This window comes from Aeromonas sp. 603079 (genome assembly GCF_049172135.1).
Classification (GTDB): Bacteria; Pseudomonadota; Gammaproteobacteria; order Enterobacterales; family Aeromonadaceae; genus Aeromonas; species Aeromonas veronii.
In genome coordinates, this window is record NZ_JAAKPX010000018.1 from 1 (window position 1) to 22,745 (window position 22,745).

Here is a 22,745-nt window from a genome sequence, read left to right on the forward strand (position 1 = left end):
TATCCATGATGGTAGACCTCAAGGTGATGGCCTACTTCAAGATTAGCCTTTCAACACGTAATTGGGACAGAGCCTTTTTCTTTGCCTGTGTCCCGTCCTGAATATGGTTTACACCTTTCCCCCCAATAAATGGAGAACCCGATGGGACAAGGTGTGAAACGGACACAGCGCGATTACTCGCTGACTTTTAAACTGGCACTGGTCGAGCAGATTGAAAAAGGCGAGCTCACCTACAAACAGGCTCAGGTGCGTTATGGCATTCAGGGCCGCTCCACCGTTCTGGTATGGTTGCGTAAACATGGTCGGCAAGATTGGAGCCAGGGGGCTTCTGTGCGCGCCGGCAGGAGCATCACCATGCCTGACCCCGACAACCAGACGCCCGAACAGCGCATCAAGGAACTTGAGCAACAGCTGGCGCTGATGAGTCAGAAGGCCCAGTTCTTTGAGGCCGTCGTCGATGTGCTGAAGAATGACTACGGCGTCTCCATCGTAAAAAAGCGACCCGGCAAGTCCTCTCGCAGCGGCAAGTCGAGAGGCTGACCATTGTCAGGGCTTGCCTGTTTCTGGGGATAAGCCGGCAGGCTTACTACAAGCGCAATCGGGTCGCCGACGAGCGCCATGCTCAAGGGCTGCAGGTGGTGCGCTTTGTGCGTCAGGTTCGACTGCGACAACCTCGGGTGGGCACTCGCAAGCTGCATTATCTGCTCCAGGGTCAGGATGATGGCGGGCTCAAAGTCGGGCGTGACAGGCTGTTTCGGATATTGGCCGAGCACCGCCTGCTAGTGCAGCCTAAGCGGGCGTATCACAAGACCACCCACAGTTTTCACCGTTTCTACCGTCATCCCAACTTGCTCAAGGCGGGGCCAGAGCAGGTCACACCGGTGGCCCCGGAGCAGGTCTGGGTCGCAGATATCACCTATCTGCCAGCCAGGAGCGGGCCGCTGTACCTGAGCCTGGTGACGGATGCGTACTCACGCAAGATAGTAGGCCACCACGTACACGAAGGAATGCACGCGGAGTCGGTTGCGATGGCGTTCAAGAAAGCACTGAAGCAACGGCGTGGCGGCGGTGAACTCATCCATCACTCGGACCGCGGCGTGCAGTATTGCTCTGGGCTGTATCAGTCACTACATGAACGGTACGGGGTGAAATGCTCGATGACGGATGGGTATGACTGTTATCAGAATGCGTTGGCGGAGCGGGTGAACGGGATTTTGAAAGGAGAGTTATTGCTGCAAAGCCCGCAGGATTTGACGCACGCGCGGGAAATGGTGCGTGAAGCAGTAGATATTTACAACGAGGAGCGGCCGCATCATGCATTGAAATACAGAACCCCCGATGCGGTACATAGGGGGTTCTGAGTAGAGAAATGCGAGTTGAAGTTGAAAATGTGTAAACCTATTTCAGGACTAGACACTGAAGTTAACCTCACAACATCGATCACTACATCAAGCTAATGCTATCTCCCAGCCCGTTCTTCGGATAAAACAAAGCCCACCGCTGAGGGTGGGCTTGCTCCAGATGCAAAGAGAGCGGCTGATCAAATTGCCATCTGCTCGTGGGGCGAACCATGGTGACGCAGCCAGACAAAGCTCAGCGCCACGATCAGCACCATCAGGGTCATGATGGCCCCCAGGGTCACCTGACCGGTCATCGGGAAACCGGCCGCTAGCAGGGTCACCACACCGGCCCCCAGATTCTGCATCCCGCCGAGAATGGCCCCCGCGGTGCCGGCCTGACCCGGGAAGGGCTCGATGGCACAGGAGGTGGCGGTCGGGTAGAGAATACCGCTACCGATGAAGTAGACAGCCGCACCACCAACCAGCGAGGCGGCACTCACCACCCCGAACAGCCCCGGCACCAGAATGATGAGGGAGCCGAGCGCCAGAAAGGCGATCCCCAGACGCATCAGCTTGCCCTGAGTCAAACGGAAGCTCAGCTTGGCAGAGAGCCAGGCCCCGAACAGATAGCCGGGCAGAGGCAGCACGAACAGCACGCTCACGGTACGGGCGCTCAGTTTCAGCACATCGCCCAGCAGCACACCGGCCGCAGCCTCGAACACAGCCAAACCGGCAAAGGTCGCCATCAGGCAAAGCAGGTTGCCCTGAAACTTGGGGTTGCCCAGCACATGACGATAGGCAGCACCGACGCGCAGCGGCTGACGAGCAGCAGCAGGCAGCGTCTCACCAAACCAGGCCATGATCGCCAGAGTGGCTACGGCACCAAAACCGAACAGGAACCAGTAACCGGCGCGCCAGTTGAACAGCTCGGTCAGCCAGCCACCCAGCACCGGGGCCAGCAGCGGGGAGAAGATCACCCCCATGCTCACCAGACTGTTGGCGCGGTTGAGCTCGGCGCCGTTGTAGCGATCGCGCATCACGGTACGGCTCATGGCGCCACCGGCACCGGTACCCAGCCCCTGAATAAAGCTACCCACTAGCAGGGCGGCAAAATGGGGGATGACCTGAATGATCAGGGTGCCCACCAGAAACACCATCATGCCGACGATCAGCACCGGGCGACGGCCGATACGATCCGACAACGGCCCATAGACAAACTGGGAGAGGCCATAGGGGATCAGGTAACAGGCCATCACCGCCTGCAACTGGCCCGAGGCCACATTGAAGTCCCCCGCCATCATGGGAATGGAGGGAACATAAAGGGTCTGGGTCATCTGGCCCACAGCGACCATCAGAATGGTCAGTAAAAACAACGGATAAAAACTGTGCCGATCCATATCAGTCCCAAAAAATCGAAAAAATGCTGCCGCCCCTCTGGCACAAAATGGCCCAGAGGAATCTGATCACAGAGGCTGTGATGCAATCAAAAACAGTGTTGGAAACAGTAGGCGGGGAGCCCGCCAAGCCACCGCACAGGACGCTTGGTGGTATGGGGGCATCATAGTGATTCAGCTCACAAAAAACGAACGAATCTTTATAATCGGGTTGCCTTAGTTTTTCTAATATTACGGGGCTGCACGCCCCGTCAGCAGTTAAAAATCAACGTGTTACCATCTGCTGCGCCTGCTTGATCAGCTCATCGGGCTGCTCCTTGCGCGGCGGTATGGTGATCCCCTTCTGGCAGGCAGGTTTCTCTGCCATGCGATCCATCCAGGCTTGCAGATGGGGTAACCCCTCGATGGAGATGCCGCTCCAGTCATAAATACGCACCCAGGGCCAGGTGGCGATATCGGCGATGCTGTACTCGTCCGCCAGATATTCTTGGTGGGCCAGATGGCTATCGAGCACCTCGAACAGACGGCGCCCCTCCTTCTGGTAACGTTCGATGGCGGCGGGGATCTTCTCGGGGAAATAGCGGTAGAAGACATTGGCCTGCCCCATCATGGGTCCTACCCCGCCCATCTGGAACATCAGCCACTGGATGGCCTGAGAGCGGCGTTTGGGATCAGCGGGCAGCAACTTGCCTGCTTTCTCCGCCAGATAGATGAGGATGGCGCCCGATTCAAATACGGCGAAATCGTCGTTATCCCGATCGACGATGGCCGGAATGCGGCCATTGGGATTGATGGCAAGAAACTCGGGCTTCTTCTGATCCAGTGCCGACAAATCGAGGGGAATGACCCGATAGGGCAAACCCAGCTCTTCGAGAGCGATCGCCACTTTGAAACCATTGGGGGTCGCGGCGGTGTAAAAATCGATCATGATTCACTCCTTGTTGGTCATAGCCAGATTGCACGGTTGGAACAGGGTGCAACACCATAGCCGCCTCATCTTGCAACAAGTGACCGGCTCCAGACCATTAAAAAGCGGCGCACCGTAGGCCAAACAAGGCCACGGTGCGCCGCTGGTGCGCTCTGGCAATGGTAGATATTAGTTGATCACGGCAACCGGCTTGCGCTGGCGCAGCATGATCAGGCGGGAAAGCAGCGGGAAGTAGGACTCCAGCTTGCGCAACAGCACCCGGCTGCAGGCAGGCTCGGCCAGCTCCGACTCATCCAGCACGATGCCGTTTGAGACAAAATAGAAACGGGGGTCACGCACATCCGGCCCGCAGACCGTCAGCTCCTTGTCCCCCTTGCGGATCAGCAGCGGCAAGACCGGCAAACCGATCGTCTCATCCTCTCCCCGGGCAAATCCGGCATCCTGCCAGGGCGCATCGCCGTCGATCAGCAGGATCGCCGCCTCCGTCTTGGCCGGTTGCCACTGGGCCAGGGGGGTCACGGTGATGTGGGCAAAGTGATCACCATACTCGGGTGATGACCGCAAGATGGCCAACAGTCCCTCGCTGGCCGCTGACACGTTCTGACTCACTAATGACAAATTCATGGTTCACATCCCTATGCTCATGACAGCCTGTATCCGGCTGCTGGGATAAGACTAGCGCAGATCTGGTCTATATTGGAGCCGTCAAATCTGGCAGTGGTAATCAATTGGTCGTAGGGGGATAACAGTTGCCATCGCACAAAATACTGGTATTATACCGCGTCCTTTTATCCCCCGTTCTTTAACATCCAGTGGTGAACCTATGCATCCGATGCTGAATATCGCCGTGCGCGCTGCGCGCAACGCCGGTCAAGTTGTAGTAAAAGCCTTCTCCCAGCCCGAGAACATTGAGGCTATCCAAAAAGGCAGCAATGACTTCGTGACCAACGTTGACCGTGAAGCCGAAGCGGCCATCATTCACACCATCAAAAAATCTTACCCGGAGCACAGCATTGTTGCTGAAGAGTCTGGTGAGATTGCCGGTACCAATCCGGACTACCAATGGATCATTGACCCACTGGATGGCACGACCAACCTTGTCAAAGGCATTCCGCACTTTGCCGTTTCCATCGCCCTGCGCGTAAAAGGCAAAACCGAACAAGCCGTTGTTTACGATCCCATCCGTGACGAACTGTTTACTGCTACTCGTGGTAGCGGCGCCCAGCTCAACGGCTACCGTATCCGTGTCGGCAAAGCCAAAGAACTGGCTGGCACCGTACTGGCCACAGGTTTCCCCTACAAGCAAAAGCACCACATCGAGTCCTACCTGAAGATGTTCCAGAGCATGTTCATCGAATGTGCCGACATCCGTCGCTCCGGCTCTGCCGCACTGGATCTGGCCTACGTGGCTGCCGGTCGCGTCGACGGTTTCTGGGAAATCGGCCTCAAGCCCTGGGACACCGCTGCCGGTGAACTGCTGGCCAAAGAAGCTGGCGCCATCGTCACCGACTTCGTAGGTGGTCACAACTACGAAAACTCCGGCAACATCGTGGTTGCCAACCCGCGTGTCCTGAAAGAGATGCTCGGCAAGATCCGTGAAGAGCTGCCGGAGTCCCTGGCGAAATAAGCCAGCCTTCGAGCAGACAGATAACAAAACCGGCGCAAGCCGGTTTTCTTGTATCTGTTATCCGAACACCAAGGCAGACATCTACAGCTGATTTAAAAGAGTTCGCGATGCATCCCCACTGGCCTCTCAACATCCACTTCAGCCATTTGCAGACAACCCCTCTTGCCCCCCGCCTTTGGCTACCGATAAGAGTTCCCATGTGGTTGCCTGGATAAACTCTTTCCAGATTTTCAGATAGCGGCAATCGCCTTGCAGGCATGGACAAGGGGCGGCCAAGTAGATGTAATGCCACCATCCACTTTGCACACTCGAGGTCATGCCATGGACCATCTCTCAGCTCTTCCTCCGTTATCCTGGTCACAGCAACTGCGTAGCCAGATGCAAAGCCGCCCGCTCACTGCCCTCGGTCTCTTTATCGCGCTGGCTGCCGTCTTGTTACTGCTGTTGCAGAGTCTCATCATGCTCGCTACCGGCGAGGTGACCAGCGGCGTGCGCTACGGCCTTGTCGGTGGTGCTGCCGGGTTTGCCGCCACCGCCATCGGCGCCCTGCCCGCTCTGTTTCTACGCTCGGTACCGCAAAAAGTGGAGGACACCATGCTCGGCTTTGCCGCCGGCATGATGCTGGCGGCCAGCGCCTTCTCCCTGCTGCTGCCGGGGCTGGAGGCTGCCGAGGGGATCACCGGCAACGGCTTTAGTGCCGCCGCCGTAGTGGTAGTCGGCATGACCCTCGGGGTGCTGTTGATGCTGGGACTGGACCAGTTCACCCCGCACGAGCATGACAAAACCGGCCCCTGCGGCCCCGGCCATGAGAGCTGCTCCCGGGTCTGGCTGTTCGTCTTTGCCATCGCCCTGCACAACCTGCCGGAGGGGATGGCCATCGGGGTCAGCTTCTCGCAGGGGGATATGTCGGTGGGGCTGCCGCTCACAACCGCCATCGCACTGCAGGATATTCCCGAAGGACTGGCGGTGGCGCTGGCCATGTGCGCCGCCGGTTTTCGCCCCTCTGTCGCCGTGCTGGTCGCCATCGCCAGCGGCCTGCTCGAACCGATTGGCGCCCTGCTCGGGGTGGGGCTCTCCAGCGGCCTTGCCATCGCCTACCCCATCGGACTTGGGCTCGCCGCCGGCGCCATGCTGTTTGTGGTCTCGCACGAGGTAATTCCGGAGACTCATCGCAACGGTCACCAGACCTATGCCACCCTTGGCCTGATGGCAGGCTTTGCCCTGATGATGACCCTCGATACCGCGCTCGGCTAAAGGCCTTCTCCCCTCCTCATCAATGCTTTTTGTCACCTGCGGCGCTTCCATATGGATCGCCGCGTTTCATCTCTCCTTTCGCTTGTGCCTCTCGGCGCCGACGCCATCTTTTGTTATGATCTACAGCAACTTAAATTCAGCCACACGGCTATCAAGACGAGGTCAGCAATGAAAGTAGGTATTATCGGCGCCATGGAGCAAGAAGTAGCCCTGCTGCGCAGCCAGATGAGCAACCCCACCACCCTGCAACTGGGCGGCTGCGAGTTCTATCAAGGGGAGCTGGCAGGCAAAGAGGTGATCCTGACCCGCTCCGGTATCGGTAAGGTCGCCGCCAGCGTGGCCACCAGCCTGCTGCTGGAAAAATTTGCCCCCGACTGCGTCATCAATACCGGCTCTGCCGGCGGCTTTGCCCAGGACCTGCACATCGGTGATGTGGTGATTGCCAGCGAGATGCGTTTCCACGATGTGGACGTGACCGCCTTTGGTTACGAGATGGGCCAGATGGCGCAGCAACCCGCCGCCTTCCCCTGCGACGAGAAACTCATCGCGGTCGCTCAGGATTGCATCGCCGAGCAGGGCAAGCACCAGACCAAGGTCGGCCTTATCTGCACCGGCGATCAGTTCATGTGCAAACCGGACGCCATCGCCAAGGCTCGCGCCGACTTCCCGCAGATGCTGGCGGTCGAGATGGAAGGTGCCGCCATCGGTCAGGTGTGCCACATGTTCAAAGTGCCCTATCTGGTGGTACGCGCCATGTCTGATATCGCCGGCAAGGAACAGGTTGAATCCTTCGATGCCTTCATCGAAGTGGCTGGCAAGCACTCCGCCGAAGTGATCATCAAGATGCTCGGCAAGCTGTGATCGAGACCGGCTCGCTTGATTTGATGGCCGACGCCCTCCTTTCTACGATGGCGGCCATTCTGGTGGGGGCAGCCCTGCTGGAGGCGGTGATCCCGTGGCCATCCCATCTGCGTCTTTCGGCCGTCACGCCCCTGCTGACCCGGCTGGGGCACAAGGTACACAGACCCGATGGTTCACCCGGCCAGCAAATGCAGGCCGGCCTGCTGGCAATGCTGGTAGTCTGGCTCCCCTGCGCCACCGGGCTCTGGTCGTTGCGCAATCTGGCATTGAGCGAACCGATCTTCGACCTGCTGTTCATGCTGCTGATGCTCGAATCCCGTCCACTGCGCGAACTCGCCCATGCCACTCACTCTCTCACCACCCAGGAGACACTGCCGCTGGCGAGATTGCAGGTGGCTCCCTGGCTCAAGCGGGAGACCAGTAAACTCTCGACCATGGGGCTCGCCAAAGCAGTGACGGAGAGCTGCGCCCTGCGCCTGGTGGGCCAATGGGCTGGCCCGCTGCTGGGATTTGCCCTGGCTGGCGTACAGGGTGCCCTGCTCTGGCGGCTGGTGCAGCTGATGAACCTGAGCTGGAGTCGCAAAGATCCCGCCTTCGACCATTTTGGTCGCGCCGCCAGCACCCTCTATCAGGGGCTCAATGCCCCCGTCATTTTGTTGCTGGGGCTGCCACTGCTGGCAAGCCGTCTCAAGCAGGCAGCGCAGTTGCTGCGAAGTGGCGCGCTCTGGCCCTATCCCGCCATGGGGATGCTGCTCACCCTGCTGGTAGACAAGTGCCGGATCCGCCTTGGTGGCCCTCGCTACTATCAGGGGGCTCTCCAGCGCTGGCCAGTCATCGGCACAGGTGCTGAGCCAGATAGCGAGACTCCGCGCAAGGTGCTCAACATTCTGCAAGGGTGCGGCTGGGGCTGGTTGATACTGGCGCTGCTTGTCACTGTGGCGGGGTTATTTCATGGTTAGATGGTTGCGCTTGGCTGTCTGGCTGCCCTGCGTGCTGGTTGCCTGGTTGCCCGGTGTCCTACAGGCCGCCACGCCAACCCGGGTGGTGAGTGTTGTTCCTCACCTGACCGAATTGCTCTACGAGATTGGCGCCGGCGACAAGCTGGTTGCCATCGACGATGCCTCAGACTATCCCGCCGAGGTGAAAACCAAGCCCAAGGTGGCCAATTATCGCAGCATCAATGTCGAGGCGCTGCTGGCGCAAAAGCCGGATCTCATCCTCGGCTGGCGCTCGGCTCAATCACGGATGCTGGCCCCACTGGCACAGATCGGGATCCCGGTTTTCTACTCTGAGCCTACCGATTTTGCCTCGCTGGCCACCGAGATGCGGGCCCTGGGCAAATTGCTGGGTGTGGAAAAGAGTGCCAACGAGGCCGCCGATCGCTATCTGGCGCGCCTGCATGAGCTGCAACAGCATTATGGACAATCAACCGGCGTCAAGGTGTTCTACCAGCTCTGGTACCCACCGCTCACCAGCGTCAGTGGCAATGCCTGGCCGGCTCAGGCCATCGAACTCTGCGGCGGGGTCAACGTCATGGCAAATGCCAAGACCCCCTACCCTCAAGTGGACATGGAACAGGTGATCAAAGCGAACCCCGCGCTGATCCTGGCGGGGAGTCAAGATCCTGACGCCCTGAATCACTGGCAAAAGTGGCCCAATCTCGATGCGGTGCAGCACCAGCGACTCGATTTGATCAACTCGGATGAACTACACCGATTCACCCCAAGAGCCCTCAATGCGGTGGAGCAGATTTGCCGAGCTATCCAGCTAAGCTCGCAAAGCACCAGCACATCTTGATACATCACTAATGATGAGGATCGACCTGAAGTGTTCTGGGTGGCAACCAAATCTTTAGAACTGTTTTTGTGTGAATGGATCACACTCTTTGCCAAAAAAACTGGTACTTTATTTGCTAGCATATGATTCATCTACTGTTTTTATGACGAGATGCCCACAATGTTCAACGATAAAACGCTACTGATCACAGGTGGCACCGGCTCGTTTGGCCAACGATTGGTCAAGACAGTACTGGAACGTTATAAACCCAAACGCCTTATCATCTATTCTCGTGACGAACTGAAACAGTTCGAGATGCAGCAAGAGTTTAACGACCCCTGCATGCGCTATTTTATCGGTGATGTAAGAGACGCCAACCGGCTCACCATGGCAATGCGTGGAGTGGATTACGTGGTTCATGCAGCCGCACTCAAGCAAGTGCCCGCCGCTGAATACAACCCCATGGAGTGCATTAAAACCAATATCCATGGTGCAGAAAACGTCATCCAGGCTGCCTTGCTCAATCAGGTTAAAAAAGTTATTGCCCTCTCCACTGACAAAGCCGCCAACCCGATCAATCTCTACGGCGCCACCAAACTGGCATCAGACAAACTCTTCGTGGCAGCAAACAACATCGCGGGGCAGGATCCCACCCGTTTTGCCGTAGTCCGCTACGGTAACGTGGTCGGTTCTCGCGGCTCTGTCGTCCCCTTCTTCCAAAAGCTGATTGACCAGGGAGCAGATGCGTTACCCATCACCCATGAGGAGATGACGCGCTTCTGGATTACCTTGCAACAAGGGGTGGATTTCGTTCTGGACAATTTTGGGCGGATGAAGGGGGGGGAAATATTTGTTCCCAAGTTGCCATCCGTCCGAATTACGGAGCTCGCCAGTGCCATGGCACCGCACCTGCCACACAAGATCATCGGCATTCGCCCGGGAGAGAAGCTCCATGAAGTGATGTGTCCTGCCGATGACTCTTATCACACCTTCGAGTTTGATGACTTCTTCGTGATTGGCCCAACCATCAACTTCAATAATCGCAACAACGATTTCTCCAAAACAGCGGCGGGCGAAAAAGGAAAAATGGTAGAACAGGGCTTCGAATATAACTCTCGCAGCAACCCTCACTTTTTTACCATTGAACAGCTTTTGAAAATGAACCAAAAGGGGAGAACTGAATGATCCCTTATGGCCGCCAATCCATCAGCCAGGCAGATATCGATGCTGTTGTGGACGTTCTCAAGTCCGACTTCCTGACCCAGGGACCCGTAGTCCCCCGCTTCGAGCAAGCAGTAGCCGATTACTGTGGAGCCAAATTCGGGGTGGCAGTCAATTCAGGTACCGCAGCACTCCATGTAGCCTGTCTGGCACTTGGCGTTGGCCCCGGCGACTGGGTCTGGACATCCCCCATCAGCTTTGTTGCATCCGCCAACTGTGCTCTCTACTGCGGTGCACAAGTCGATTTTGTCGATATTGAACCAGATACCGGTAACATGTGCGCTTTGGAGCTGGAGAGGAAGCTGATTGCAGCCAAGGCGGAAGGAAAGCTACCCAAAGTAGTCATACCGGTGCACTTTGCCGGCCTCCCCTGCGACATGCAGGAGATCCACCGCCTGGGACAAAAGTACGGTTTCAAGATCATCGAAGATGCCTGCCACGCCCTTGGTGCCCGTTATCATGGTGAGCCTACCGGCAATGGCCGCTATAGCGACATCACAGTATTCAGCTTCCACCCGGTGAAGATCATCACCACTGGCGAGGGTGGCATGGCCATGACCAACGACCCTGCGCTTGCCAAGATGATGCGCATGCTCCGCAGCCATGGCATCACCCGTGAACCGGAAGACTTTATCAATGAGCCGGACGGCCCTTGGTACTATGAGCAGCAGATGCTCGGCTTCAACTACCGCATGACCGACATTCAGGCTGCGCTGGGGTTGAGCCAGATGGCCAATCTGGAGACATGGATTCACACGCGTAACGAGATTGCCCAGTACTACTTCGAAAGACTGGCACCACACCAGCTACCTCGTCATTTCAACACCGAGCGGCGTAGTGCCTTCCATCTCTATGTTCACCATGTAGCCCCTGAACAACGCTGTGCGCTCTTCCAAAAAGTACGTGCACAGGATATCGGCGCCAACGTGCACTATATACCTATTTACAAACAACCTTGGTATCAAAAGTGGACTCATACTACCCTGCCCTCTACTGAGCAATTTTACGCAGGCGCAATGACCTTGCCACTCTTTCCTGGTTTGACAAAAGCACAGCAATTGAAAATATGCAGTCTGCTTTAGTCGTAGCCAAAAATGTCTCGTGTATAGACCTTATCAATCACATCGGCTAAATCAGGACTCATTCGGTTGGCAAGTATAATGTCACACATACCTTTAAATACGGATACTTCAGTGATGACTTTTGACCTAAAGAAATAAGGTTCCATTAAGGATGGCTCATAAACAACAACCTCAATACCCTTCGCCTTGATTCTTTTCATGACTCCCTGTATTGCCGATGCTCTAAAATTATCCGAACCAGCCTTCATAACTAGTCGATAAATACCTACTCGTTTAGGATTAGTCGCGATAACTGTATCGGCAATAAAATCTTTTCTCGTTGTATTAGCATCAACAATAGCTCTAATCAGGTTGCTGGGCACTTGGTTGAAATTTGCCAGAAGCTGCTTGGTGTCTTTTGGCAGACAATAACCTCCATAACCAAAAGATGGATTGTTGTAATAGTGGCCAATACGAGGGTCCAGGCAAACACCATCAATAATATCCTTTGTTTCTAGATTATTTTTTTGGGCATATGTATCCAACTCATTAAAAAATGCGATTCGCATCGCCAGATATGTGTTAGCAAATAATTTTACAGCCTCTGCTTCCGTACTTTCAGTAAAAATGACTGGCACATTTTTTTCTATTGCCCCATCAATCATAAGTCTAGAAAATGTTCGTGCATATTCACTTGTTGCCCCGACTATAACACGTGATGGATAAAGGTTATCATATAATGCTCTCCCTTCACGTAAAAACTCGGGGGAAAAGAAAATATTCTCGTAATTATGAGTCATCCGCATTTTAGAGGTAAAACCAACAGGAACAGTAGACTTGATTACAATTACTGCCTCAGGATTAATTTCCATAATATCAAAAATAACTGACTCTACCGACGCAGTATCAAAGCAATTTGTATCAGGATCATAATTAGTGGGCGTCGCAATTATAATATAGTCAGCATGTTGGTAAGCGGTTGATTTATTCAAGGTTGCGGTAAGATCCAAAGTCCGTTGTTTAAAGAACAGATCGATATCAGAATCAATAATTGGAGATTGTCGCCTGTTAATCATGGACACTTTTTCTGGATTAACATCAAATGCAACAACATGATGGTTCTGAGCTAACAATATTGCATTAGACAAACCTACGTAACCTATACCGACAACGGCAATTTTCATTATTGAACCTTCACATCCAAAAATTGATAATAAGAGCGATACCATTCAACAAAATTCTGTATGCCCTGTTCTATCTTCATTGATGGGCGATATGAAATAGTAGCAAATAAATCCTCAGTATCCGCCCATGTCGCATAAACATCACCCGACTGCATGGGCATCATATTTTTTATAGCTTTAACCCCCAGCGCTTGCTCGAGAGATTGAATAAAATCAACTATTTTAATCGGCCTACCATTACCAATGTTAAATACACGATAAGGGGCACTGCTATCAGCTGGAGAACCAGTTGCGCAACGCCAGGCAGAATTTTCAACCGGTATCACGTCCGCTACCCGGATCACACCTTCAGCAATGTCATCTATATATGTGAAATCTCGGCTTAACAGACCATTGTTATATACATCTATTGGCTGTCCAGACAGCATACATTTAGTAAATTTAAATAATGCCATATCCGGCCGTCCCCACGGGCCATAAACTGTGAAAAAACGCAATCCTGTGGTTGGGATACCATACAAATGAGAATATGTGTGCGCCATCAGCTCATTCATTTTTTTTGTCGCTGCATATAACGAAATAGGATGGTCAGTGGGTTCACTCACTCTAAATGGCATTTCCTCATTCATTCCATATACGGAGCTAGAAGATGCATAAACAAGATGCTCAATATGATGATGACGACAACCTTCCAGAATTGTCAAAAATCCGTCTACGTTGCTATCAATATAAGAAAAGGGAGATTCCATTGAATGGCGAACACCGGCTTGAGCGGCAAGATGAATTACTCTGTCAAACTTCTCTTTGGAAAAGAGAGTCAGGATAGATTTTCTATCAGAGACATCCATTTTTACAAACTTGAAGTTAGAAAATGGAGTTAACTGTTCAAGTCTACTTAATTTAAGAGATACCTCATAGTAATCATTTAGGTTATCAATACCTATAACCTGATACCCTTTCAAGCACAGTAGTTCGCACACCTTCGCACCGATAAATCCAGCTGCACCAGTTACAAAATATTTCATACGACATACCTGTTAAAAATTGCTTTTGGTTATACGCTAAGGTGAAATCATTATCTTACTGAGTGCCAATATCCATATGTATATTACAAATATTATAGCTTATGAATATTTATAAGATCATTAATAAAATGCATCTAATTCATTTAAATTTATGATTAGCTTTAATTATTGACTACAAAAAAGTGTCTGACCGCATCAATAATGAATACTTGCTCCGACTCAGTCAGGCTTGCATGTAAAGGTAAACGTAACAGCATTCTAGAAACCGCTGTGGTATTTATATCATCGCCATGAAATCTACCATATCGAATACCAGCCGGACTAGAATGCAGAGGTACAAAGTGTGAGGTAACTTCCACATTAAGATTGCGCATGAATTTAAATAATCCCTGTTGTTCGTCAGGGGATCTTGTTCTTATATGATATATATGAGCATTATGCTCAACATGTGCCGGAACGGCAGGAAGTGTGAGCACTCCAGCATTAGCCAACTCAGATAAACATGTATGATAAAAAAGCCATTTTTTTAATCTAGCATTCGTAATTTCTCTCGCGTTTTGTAATTGCTGCAACAAGACTACAGCTTGAACCTCTGACATTACATAACTAGATGATAAAATTTGCCATGTATATCTATCAACCTCTCCACGCAAAAACCTTGAACGATCAGTTCCTTTCTCCTGAATGATTTCACATATACCATGGTACTTATCTTCGTTTACTAAAAAAGCCCCGCCCTCACCACCGGCATGAATATTTTTAGTATGATGAAAGCTGACGCAGCCAAATTGACCAATTGAACCAAGTGGCCGTCCTTTATATGTTGACATGATACTTTGTGCAGCATCTTCAACCAATACAAGATTATAGCGATTGCATATATCGACTATAGAAGACATTTCTGATGCAACACCGGCATAGTGAACAACCACTACGGCTTTCGTTCTAACTGTAATAGCCTCTTCAATAAGCTGCTCATTTATATTCAAAGTGTCTGGCCTGATATCGACAAATACTAATTTTGCGCCCCTTAAGGCAAAAGCACTTGCAGAGGTAACAAATGTAAAGCTTGGCAGTATTACCTCATCCCCTGGCTGCAAATCCATCGCTAAAGCTGCCATCTCCAAAGATGCACTACAGGATGGCGTTAAAAAAACTCGCCTTGCATTATATATATCTTGTAATAGTTCCTCACATTTTTTTTTATTAACACCGATACCTAAACATTCTCCATCACTTTCAGTGATATGGCCAATATTATTGGGGCGATTATATGGTATCCAACTGCGATATGATTTCATTTCATAATAACCTTAATGTCACTGACAAGATTTGCATAACTTCTTCCTGAATCAGGCCATGTTGTCAGTCTCCAATCAGGACATTGCCCACAAAAAGTATGGCATTTGAAATCGTTATTAAGATGAGCCTCTCGCAGTTCGTTTAAAAATGCTCCCTGCCAAGCAGTTTTTAGCGTTGTCTTCCTGTAATCAATGAAACTGGATGCATACGCCCAATCTGTCGGGCAAAAAGAAAGCTCACCTTTTGGATCCAGGGTCAAACGCTCCCATGGATATAAGCATGGGCGCCTTGACTCATGGGAATGAGCTTCCCCTTGAGCCAACATACCTGCCGCCGAATGTAAATTCCTGATCAGCACTTCATCAGCTCCCTGATTTTTCCAAAAAAGAGAAAAATCATCTACCTCATCTTCATTTCCTGCCTGACGAATAAAACTCACAACAATACGAGTTCTGTATTGCCCTGTCTTGATATGTTCGATCATTCTAATTATATTACGTCGCACTTGCTCAAGACGCCCGCCACGAATCTTCGCATAAGTCTCATCGTTAAAGGCATCAATGCTGACATCAATCATATGAAGGCCACTTTCTAATAACTGTTTTAGTTTTTTCTCATTAAGAACTGTACCATTAGTGGTTAACGTGACAAACGTGCCACTATGCTCGACAGCATACTGGATCATTTCATGTGCATGAGGATGCATAAGTGGCTCACCATTGCTGGTATATCGTATATACTGGCAATGTCCGTCGCTATTGTCTCTTATATCATCGATCAGCTTCTTGTTTAGTTCAGGGTCTAACAATCTTGCGGAATAATGTTCAGACTCTTTAAATTGAGGGTGTGGACAATGTATGCATCTTAAATTACAAATTTCAGCAATATCTACAATGACCTGTGATGGAAACTCCGATGACAGTCGATCATAGAAACCATATTTAGCCATGAGTTCTCCTACTAATAATTTAGTTCGCTATGAACAAAATCACCGCCAGCACATAATAAAGCATCGATAATACTGACGCGGCAATCAAAACCAGGTCCGTTCTGGGGATAGCGAGCATATTCAGGATATTCCATCCAGGCAACACCGATACCCCTTTCTTCAAAGCGCCCGATATCTAAATAATTTTTTGCCGCCGGCCCAGAAAAATAAATACTTGCATCAGCTCTTTCAGCAATGACGATCAGTCTTTCCGTTGCATCGCTAAATCCCCCTCCATTCAAGTAATGACTATCCGTAAAGATGGGGGTGGTGATCCCTAATAAATGCATGATTTTTTTAATAAACATGATATTTATATCAGAGATATACTCAAATTCACGTGCATCTTCATACCATGATTTAATTTCATCTATATATCTATCAAAAAAAAGCGCCTTTTTGTATCGCTCTTTAATTATAGCAAAATGCTTCTGACACCATAGATTATCGACAACTTTTGTGGATGATATTTTCTGATTTCTATCAACATGACATACGGGTATTGTTAACCATACAGCACCCTGTGTGGTCATAATCCTATTGCGGTTACGCCAATCTCTTGTTGTATACTGGACAGAATCAAGAAATATAAATTCGTCCACCCTGTTTATAATATCAAAGTAGCCTATCCAAGGAATATAATTAGATTGAATGATTGCTATCTTTTTATGCAAGCTAGTATGCTCTTAATATTTTTGAACGTGTTAAACCACATGAAATCATCTGTGCTTTAATCTCGGGCCAGTAATCAGAAGCAATAATAACCACATCAAGTTCATTGGTGGCCTCCAGTGTAAACTTTTCTATTGGGGCATTACAAAATATAGCGCCAAATTTACTCTCGTCATTATCAAAAAAACACTTCACCTTTATTTCCCTGTCAGAAAAAACAAGGTCAGAATGAAGTTTTCCATAGAATTTTTTTGCGCCAGAGCCAGTGCCAAAAATAGCTATTTTAATATTTCTTTTTCTTCCAAATCGATAGTAAAACTCATCTGGCAAATTTCGTTTAAATCGATACGTAAATTTCTCTGAAAATGAACTTTCAAGTAAAAAACCTCTGATTTTCGGCAAAATAACGTCAATATTATGAAACTGTTCAACATAGTTGCAGCAGCTTCTTGATTTATTTTCGAGAAAAGCATATTGGAATACATCTTCAAGCATAACATGAATATCATTTCGCTGTGGGGAAGGCTCCCCAATTAGCGAGAGATAAAGACTTGAGCCTTCATCAAACTCGTCTGAAGCTTCATCAAGCCACACCCCTTTCACTAGACGACGGTATCCTTTAACACAAGAGTCTATGGCAATCACAGGTAATCCGATCATTGCAAGATGATATGCTGAGGAGCCCATTGCAACACCGAAATGATATTTTTCAGATTCAATTAGGCTGTATATATCAGATTCATTTCTCTTTCCTAAGATACGAATTTCAAGGCGTTCATGCGCAAGCTTTTTATATGATTCAACTTCATCCTCATAGAGAGCATATCCATATCCTATCAAATCAAAAAGTATATGCAGCTGAGGTTTATTGTTAAGAACAACATTCAAGCTGTCAATAAAACTCAAGATGCTTTCATTCTTGAAAAAGTCAAATCTCCCGAGCCAGAGCACCTTCATAAACTCTTCTGGAGCAGAAATATTGTACCGTATCTTTTGTGTTACGGGCTCAACAGGAACAGTGGCAGATGAGTGATGATTAAGTGGAACAGAAAAATACTCAGAATTATATTTACGATATATGTCATTGGGATACCAGATTGCATGTGCTCGATCCAACTTTAATAATAATTGGCGCTGGTAGTGCCAAGTTTCATTAATTAACTTTGGTTTGAATGCACGAGATGCGTTAAATCCAATCCCTGGCTCCCAGATACTCCAAGCTTCTGGATGCAACATCCCAGTCAATATATGAACTCTTTTATTTCCATTGAAGACATGCATAGCCCTATGCAAAACTTCAAAATATGAAGCGAGAACATATATATCTTCCCCAAAAAAATCATCAATAATTTTCTGTCCAAGTGCCCCCAGATACGATTGATTTGAAATAGAAACAAAGAAATCATCCATTTCTGGAATGATATACTTTTTTATCTTTACACTCTTGTTATCCAATAGCCCAAAAAGTGCAGAGTCCTCGTATCCAACTACGGCAACGGAATCACCTAATCCAACAAGATAGTCAATAAATCTACAGTTAAATGTCTCCGCACCACCGACACTCTTATTGAAATCAAAAACAACAATGTTCACGCCGCCCCCACAATCCTGTGTTAATAACACGCCGAATAAAATTACAAGCCTAAAATAATAATTGATGCAATTAATACCATTTTTTCAAAAAATGAACAATCTATAACATATAGGAATCTCTAAAAATCAATACACTAGCTCGAACTGGTTCGTCAAGGAAGAATCAAAGGATAAATTCAAAGAGTAATTCATAAAAAATTAGAGACTAAAAACAAAAGGAAAGTAATAAAATAACTTATAATATCTATAGCTATTTATCAGTTTAAAAAAACAACTCTCCCATCAAATTTCATCAATAAAGCACGTCTAATTTCCTCTCGATAGAAATCCGATGCTATATAGACTGGTGAATTAATAGCATCTAAATCCCCCAACGTGTTAACCTTGAAGTCATTCATAGCATGTGAGTGTTCATCAACAATAATATTAATTTTTTTCCTGTGCTTGGAAAATTTTAAAATGGCCTGTCCGATATGACCAGCACCATATAGAAGCACTTCAGAATGACTATTGCTTACCTCATCGAAGATAAGCGTATGATTTAGAACATTATCCGTGAAAGGATATTGAACAACTTGGCTCAACAAATAGATGTCACCAGAGCACAACGTTATTACTTTATCAATAGAAATCAAAGGGTTATATATTATCTGCTGCGGAGAAACAAATTTATCTTCCAGACATTTTCTAGCCACTAGGAAAGCATATTGTTCAGTTGTCTGATGCTCAACGACGTCTGACAATGAGCCAAATGTATACTCACCATCAGTACCTCTCCAACCAAATACTAACTCAACGACTTCATAGTTGTTTGAAAAACAAAGTGAAATGAAAAAATCAACATTATATGTAAAAAGTCCATGTGGGGAATGCTTCAAAGGCAAACAATGAATCATTAATCCATTTTTCTTTGTAATGTTATGTATTGACGCAAAAACATTATATTGATTAAAAACATGTTCACTAGTTCCAAGATTAGTTACCACATCATACTGATGAGATAACTCGAGCATCTGATTATTAAAATCGCAAAATATTGTCCCATCATAAACATCCACAGAATCATATTTTAAACCTAGGTTTTCATACATAGATTTTGTAAAATCACCATCCTGATAATTCTTTAATTCTTCATCAATTATCTCTGCCGAGTTTAATGAATAAAACTGCTGGCACCCTAACTCAATTATCGAATTAAAATTTTCAGGAAAGTGATTCTTCATTTTATTAAACATAGCTGGCGTCATACCCATCACAGAACTCCCGTAACATATAATATGAAGTTATAAGAAAGACTTATCAATTCACGAATGAGTTATATTTCACAAACAATGTAAACAAGGCTATAATTTCAACCACAGTTATAAACTTCAAAAATTCCTCGCCTTTATTATATAGCCATAAAATATATTCATAATAGTGGGCTCGGTCATTATAATTATTATTATTTAATAACTTTTAGCCCAAAGCATTATCTCACAAATTGAACTCATGGGACTGCAACCAGATCTCAAGCACCAATAAACCCCAAACATGATAGAAGGTCATACCGTCAAACTGGTTATCCAGCAACATCCGCAACCGGTCGGGAGCGATAAACTGATGCAGACAGAGCTGGCCTGAAGAGGCCTGCTGACGCAGTTGCGTAATCGCACTCTGTTTGGCCTGTTGATTGAACGGATCTATGCTGAAACCCTTTTTCGGCCTGTCGATCCATTCCGCCGGCAAGTAGCGTTTGGCCAACTGGCGCAACAGGAACTTACCCTGTCCTTGTGCAATCAGCTCTGACTGTGCCAAACCTGCGGCAAACTGAGCTACTTCGGTCGACAGGTAGGGCGTGCGGCACTCAAGGCTGTGCAGCATGCTCATTCGATCTACCTTGGCCAATACCAACGGCAGATAATTGGCAATATCGGCCTCACGAAGGCGATTAAGATACGGGCGGCTATCCATATCGATACGCCTGCGCAGCGCCATCAAGTGATCACCAGTACCGGACGGAATGCGACCGAACAACTGTTCCAACTGGCGATCGGCATACAGCAAGATGCGACCAGAGTAGTACTCCCGCCCAAGATGCCAGCTACGCGCCTGCATCTGTTGCTCTCTGCCCTCGGCGGCGACCAGTGTCTGCAGGTAACGGCCATAACCGCCAAACAGCTCATCCCCACCGTCACCCGTAATCGCGACGGTGACCTGCTGACGAGCAAGCTGCGAGACCATATAGGTCGGTACACAGGAGGTGTCGGCATTGGGCTCATCCATGCGCCGCGCCAGATCACCAACCTGTTCAACAAAAGCCTCGGGACGCAGCAGTTGCTCAGTGTGTTCGGTTCCGAGAAAGTCGGCAAAAGCCCGAGCCTCCTCATGTTCGCTCTCCGGCGCCTGTTCAAAACCGATGGAGAAGGTGCGGATCGGCCGTTGCAAACAACGGGTGATCAGGGCCACCGCCGTCGAGGAGTCGACACCACCGGAGAGAAAAGCCCCCACCGGCACATCGGCGACCAAGCGGCGCGATAACGAACGCAGCAACAGATCCTCAAGCTGGTCAACCTGCTCCTCCAGCGGGCGTGACGGCATATGGTCACCGGCACAGATAAAGTGGAAGTAACGCTCTGCCTGTGAGACCGCCCCTGTCACGGCACGCATCAAGTGCCCCGGCAGCAACTTTCTGGCGTGTTGATACAGGGTGCGTTCCCCGACGGGGTGCTGGAAAGCCAGATAATGGGCGACTGTATCAACCGTAATGCGGGCAGGGAATCCTGGCACCAGGGTCAAAGCCGCCAGCTCGGAGGCAAAGACCAACAAACCGTCAAACTCGGCATAATAGAGTGGCTTCTCGCCAAACGGATCACGCGCCAGCAGCAACTCCCTGCGCTCACGATCATAGTAGGCAAGTGCAAACATCCCCTCGAGCCGGGTCAGAAAGTCAGCACCTTCCCGTACCAGGCCATTGACCAATACCTCGGTATCAGAATGGCCAGTAAATGATATGCCGGCGTCTTTAAGACGCCCCCCCAACTGAAGATGGTTGTAGATCTCCCCATTAAATACGATACAGGCTCGTTGCTGTGCATCATGCATTGGTTGATGCCCGGCAGGCGATACATCCAGAATACTCAATCGACAATGTGCCAGAACACAGCGTCCGTCATCCGACTCCCAAAGACCCCGGTCGTCAGGCCCTCGATAGGTCATCGCCTCCGCCATTCTATTAGCCTGCTGTTTCAACCACGCAGGATCATGTTGACCATGAATACTCATTATTCCGGCTATACCGCACATTTTATAACTCCCTAAAGGTAAGCCAACACATGATGTCACGCATGAGACATCATAGAATAATCAACTATCATGCGATGGCTTTTCCAGAACGAATAGCACACCAGCGACTTCCAAATCCTCCCATCCCAGTGATGCATACTCATCTGCGAAATCGACAGAGACTTCCTGAATATGCTCTCTATCATTCTTCATATATTTATCTTCAGCAACAATCCTGAAGCCACATTGTAAAAATATCTGTCGATAATCACTATAACGCAGCTGATTACCATGTAAAAAGTGGCCAGCATCACCATAATGGTCACGCCACTCTGACTTGCCTATTGTCAGGAAATCAAGTGGTCGTGAAAAATCCCGGTGGTCTCGGAGGTCAATCCAGTGAAAAGCAAAACCACCTGATGCTAATAGCTCAAATGTCTTGGCTACGAATGAATGAATATCTACAACATGCTCCATTACGGCACACGAATAGCATACATCATATTTTTCATCATCATTGAAATCTTCAAGCTTTATCTCAGGGAAGTAATTTAGTCTAGTGCCATGATGATCATGAAGATGGAATGATTCAACATCATCATTAAATACAATACCATCATTTACCTTACATGGGACATTGAAAAGCCCCATTAAATCTTTAATCATTGAAACATGTTCATTGAAAGGATATTTCCCGCTTAGTCCCGGGAATGGTTCGATCGCGGTCCACTCCCCGCCCCATCGTAATAGACTATATATCTCCACCCCAAGGGAATGACCAGAACCTATATGTAAAAATCGATTTACCGGCTTTGAAATATATTGTTTACGGCATTTCTCGAAATGATTACCAAGTGATATATGATAAAATACACTACCGCTAGTGTTTTTACTTCCTATTATCTTATCCACGAGCTCACGTCCGATTAGCCCTTTCAGTTCCTGCTTCTCTCGATCTTTTATTTCACTTTCCTCATCATAAGGAAAGGGTAAATATAAATCATCCAGCCCCAATTTGACGAGTTGAGCACAGATATCTGAGACATGCCTCTGAAGACAAGAGAGAATAATAAAATTTGGTTTATATAGATGAATTTCATCAGGAGAGATAATAGGAAGCTCACCCTTAAACTGACCATGTAAATTTTCGTTATTATCAGCAATAGCCAATATTGAAAATCGTTTAGGAAGTCTTTTTATAAATGAATCACAAACTTCACCAGCACCGAAAAAGATAACATCCATATTCCGTCTC

At 48.8% G+C, this 22,745-nt stretch carries 20 protein-coding genes; 8 read left to right on the plus strand and 12 right to left on the minus strand.

The annotated features are described in order from the left end of the window. Positions 1-141 precede the first annotated feature (141 nt). A protein-coding gene (locus G5287_RS14190; protein WP_421231484.1) for an IS3 family transposase occupies positions 142-1,361 on the plus strand; the annotation gives its coding sequence in 2 pieces (ribosomal slippage) (positions 142-490 and positions 490-1,361; 1,221 coding nt in all). Between the two features lie 179 nt (positions 1,362-1,540). On the opposite strand, the gene emrD is transcribed toward G5287_RS14190, so the two are convergent. The 3 genes from emrD to G5287_RS14205 all read right to left on the minus strand — a co-directional run bounded on the left by emrD (position 1,541) and on the right by G5287_RS14205 (position 4,286). Next, complete coding sequence (gene emrD, locus G5287_RS14195) at positions 1,541-2,737, minus strand: multidrug efflux MFS transporter EmrD (protein WP_005333920.1); 1,197 nt, start codon at positions 2,735-2,737, stop codon at positions 1,541-1,543. Positions 2,738-2,999: 262 nt separating this feature from the next. Beyond that, complete coding sequence (locus G5287_RS14200; RefSeq protein WP_118853671.1) at positions 3,000-3,662, minus strand: glutathione S-transferase family protein; 663 nt, start codon at positions 3,660-3,662, stop codon at positions 3,000-3,002. Between the two features lie 168 nt (positions 3,663-3,830). After that, positions 3,831-4,286, minus strand: coding sequence for a hypothetical protein (locus G5287_RS14205; RefSeq protein ID WP_005352991.1), 456 nt, complete (start codon positions 4,284-4,286; stop codon positions 3,831-3,833). 199 nt (positions 4,287-4,485) lie between these two features. Between G5287_RS14205 and suhB the strand changes: the two genes are divergently transcribed. From suhB to pseC, 7 genes are all read left to right on the plus strand, one after another. Further along, positions 4,486-5,289 carry an inositol-1-monophosphatase gene (gene suhB, locus G5287_RS14210; protein WP_005352992.1) on the plus strand — a complete coding sequence of 268 codons (804 nt, stop codon included), beginning with the start codon at positions 4,486-4,488 and terminating at the stop codon, positions 5,287-5,289. Between the two features lie 321 nt (positions 5,290-5,610). Continuing rightward, complete coding sequence (locus G5287_RS14215) at positions 5,611-6,543, plus strand: ZIP family metal transporter (protein WP_103251745.1); 933 nt, start codon at positions 5,611-5,613, stop codon at positions 6,541-6,543. Positions 6,544-6,711: 168 nt separating this feature from the next. Next, positions 6,712-7,404, plus strand: coding sequence for a 5'-methylthioadenosine/S-adenosylhomocysteine nucleosidase (gene mtnN / locus G5287_RS14220; RefSeq protein WP_021230869.1), 693 nt, complete (start codon positions 6,712-6,714; stop codon positions 7,402-7,404). Next, positions 7,401-8,363 (plus strand): cobalamin biosynthesis protein CobD/CbiB, encoded by a 963-nt coding sequence (locus G5287_RS14225; RefSeq protein WP_421173053.1) that lies wholly within the window; start codon positions 7,401-7,403, stop codon positions 8,361-8,363. The genes mtnN and G5287_RS14225 overlap by 4 nt, the downstream gene beginning before the upstream one ends. Continuing rightward, complete coding sequence (locus G5287_RS14230; protein ID WP_227340773.1) at positions 8,356-9,201, plus strand: cobalamin-binding protein; 846 nt, start codon at positions 8,356-8,358, stop codon at positions 9,199-9,201. Before G5287_RS14225 ends, G5287_RS14230 begins: the two co-directional genes overlap by 8 nt. Before the next feature lie 159 nt (positions 9,202-9,360). Continuing rightward, complete coding sequence (pseB, locus tag G5287_RS14235) at positions 9,361-10,365, plus strand: UDP-N-acetylglucosamine 4,6-dehydratase (inverting) (protein ID WP_227340774.1); 1,005 nt, start codon at positions 9,361-9,363, stop codon at positions 10,363-10,365. Continuing rightward, positions 10,362-11,483 (plus strand): UDP-4-amino-4,6-dideoxy-N-acetyl-beta-L-altrosamine transaminase, encoded by a 1,122-nt coding sequence (pseC, locus tag G5287_RS14240; RefSeq protein WP_227340775.1) that lies wholly within the window; start codon positions 10,362-10,364, stop codon positions 11,481-11,483. The genes pseB and pseC overlap by 4 nt, the downstream gene beginning before the upstream one ends. Here the strand turns inward: pseC and G5287_RS14245 are convergent. The 9 genes from G5287_RS14245 to G5287_RS14285 all read right to left on the minus strand — a co-directional run bounded on the left by G5287_RS14245 (position 11,480) and on the right by G5287_RS14285 (position 22,735). Further along, positions 11,480-12,646 (minus strand): nucleotide sugar dehydrogenase, encoded by a 1,167-nt coding sequence (locus G5287_RS14245; protein ID WP_216953971.1) that lies wholly within the window; start codon positions 12,644-12,646, stop codon positions 11,480-11,482. The genes pseC and G5287_RS14245 overlap by 4 nt on opposite strands. Continuing rightward, positions 12,646-13,671 (minus strand): NAD-dependent epimerase, encoded by a 1,026-nt coding sequence (locus tag G5287_RS14250; protein ID WP_216953972.1) that lies wholly within the window; start codon positions 13,669-13,671, stop codon positions 12,646-12,648. Before G5287_RS14250 ends, G5287_RS14245 begins: the two co-directional genes overlap by 1 nt. A gap of 161 nt (positions 13,672-13,832) precedes the next feature. After that, the gene (gene rffA, locus G5287_RS14255; RefSeq protein WP_227340776.1) at positions 13,833-14,972 is read right to left on the minus strand and encodes a dTDP-4-amino-4,6-dideoxygalactose transaminase; all 1,140 of its coding nucleotides are present in this window, start codon (positions 14,970-14,972) and stop codon (positions 13,833-13,835) included. Next, entirely contained in the window at positions 14,969-15,922 is a 954-nt protein-coding gene (locus G5287_RS14260) for a radical SAM/SPASM domain-containing protein (protein ID WP_216953974.1), read from the minus strand. Before G5287_RS14260 ends, rffA begins: the two co-directional genes overlap by 4 nt. An 11-nt stretch (positions 15,923-15,933) precedes the next feature. Beyond that, positions 15,934-16,635 (minus strand): WbqC family protein, encoded by a 702-nt coding sequence (locus G5287_RS14265; protein WP_129503725.1) that lies wholly within the window; start codon positions 16,633-16,635, stop codon positions 15,934-15,936. 1 nt (position 16,636) lies between these two features. Next, entirely contained in the window at positions 16,637-18,226 is a 1,590-nt protein-coding gene (locus tag G5287_RS14270; RefSeq protein ID WP_421231485.1) for a hypothetical protein, read from the minus strand. Between the two features lie 257 nt (positions 18,227-18,483). Next, on the minus strand, positions 18,484-19,482 hold the full coding sequence (locus G5287_RS14275; RefSeq protein ID WP_421231486.1) for a hypothetical protein: 999 nt from the start codon (positions 19,480-19,482) through the stop codon (positions 18,484-18,486). Positions 19,483-19,702: 220 nt separating this feature from the next. After that, entirely contained in the window at positions 19,703-21,511 is a 1,809-nt protein-coding gene (gene asnB / locus G5287_RS14280) for an asparagine synthase (glutamine-hydrolyzing) (RefSeq protein ID WP_421223467.1), read from the minus strand. 60 nt (positions 21,512-21,571) lie between these two features. Continuing rightward, positions 21,572-22,735 carry a hypothetical protein gene (locus tag G5287_RS14285; RefSeq protein ID WP_421231487.1) on the minus strand — a complete coding sequence of 388 codons (1,164 nt, stop codon included), beginning with the start codon at positions 22,733-22,735 and terminating at the stop codon, positions 21,572-21,574. Positions 22,736-22,745: the final 10 nt, after the last annotated feature.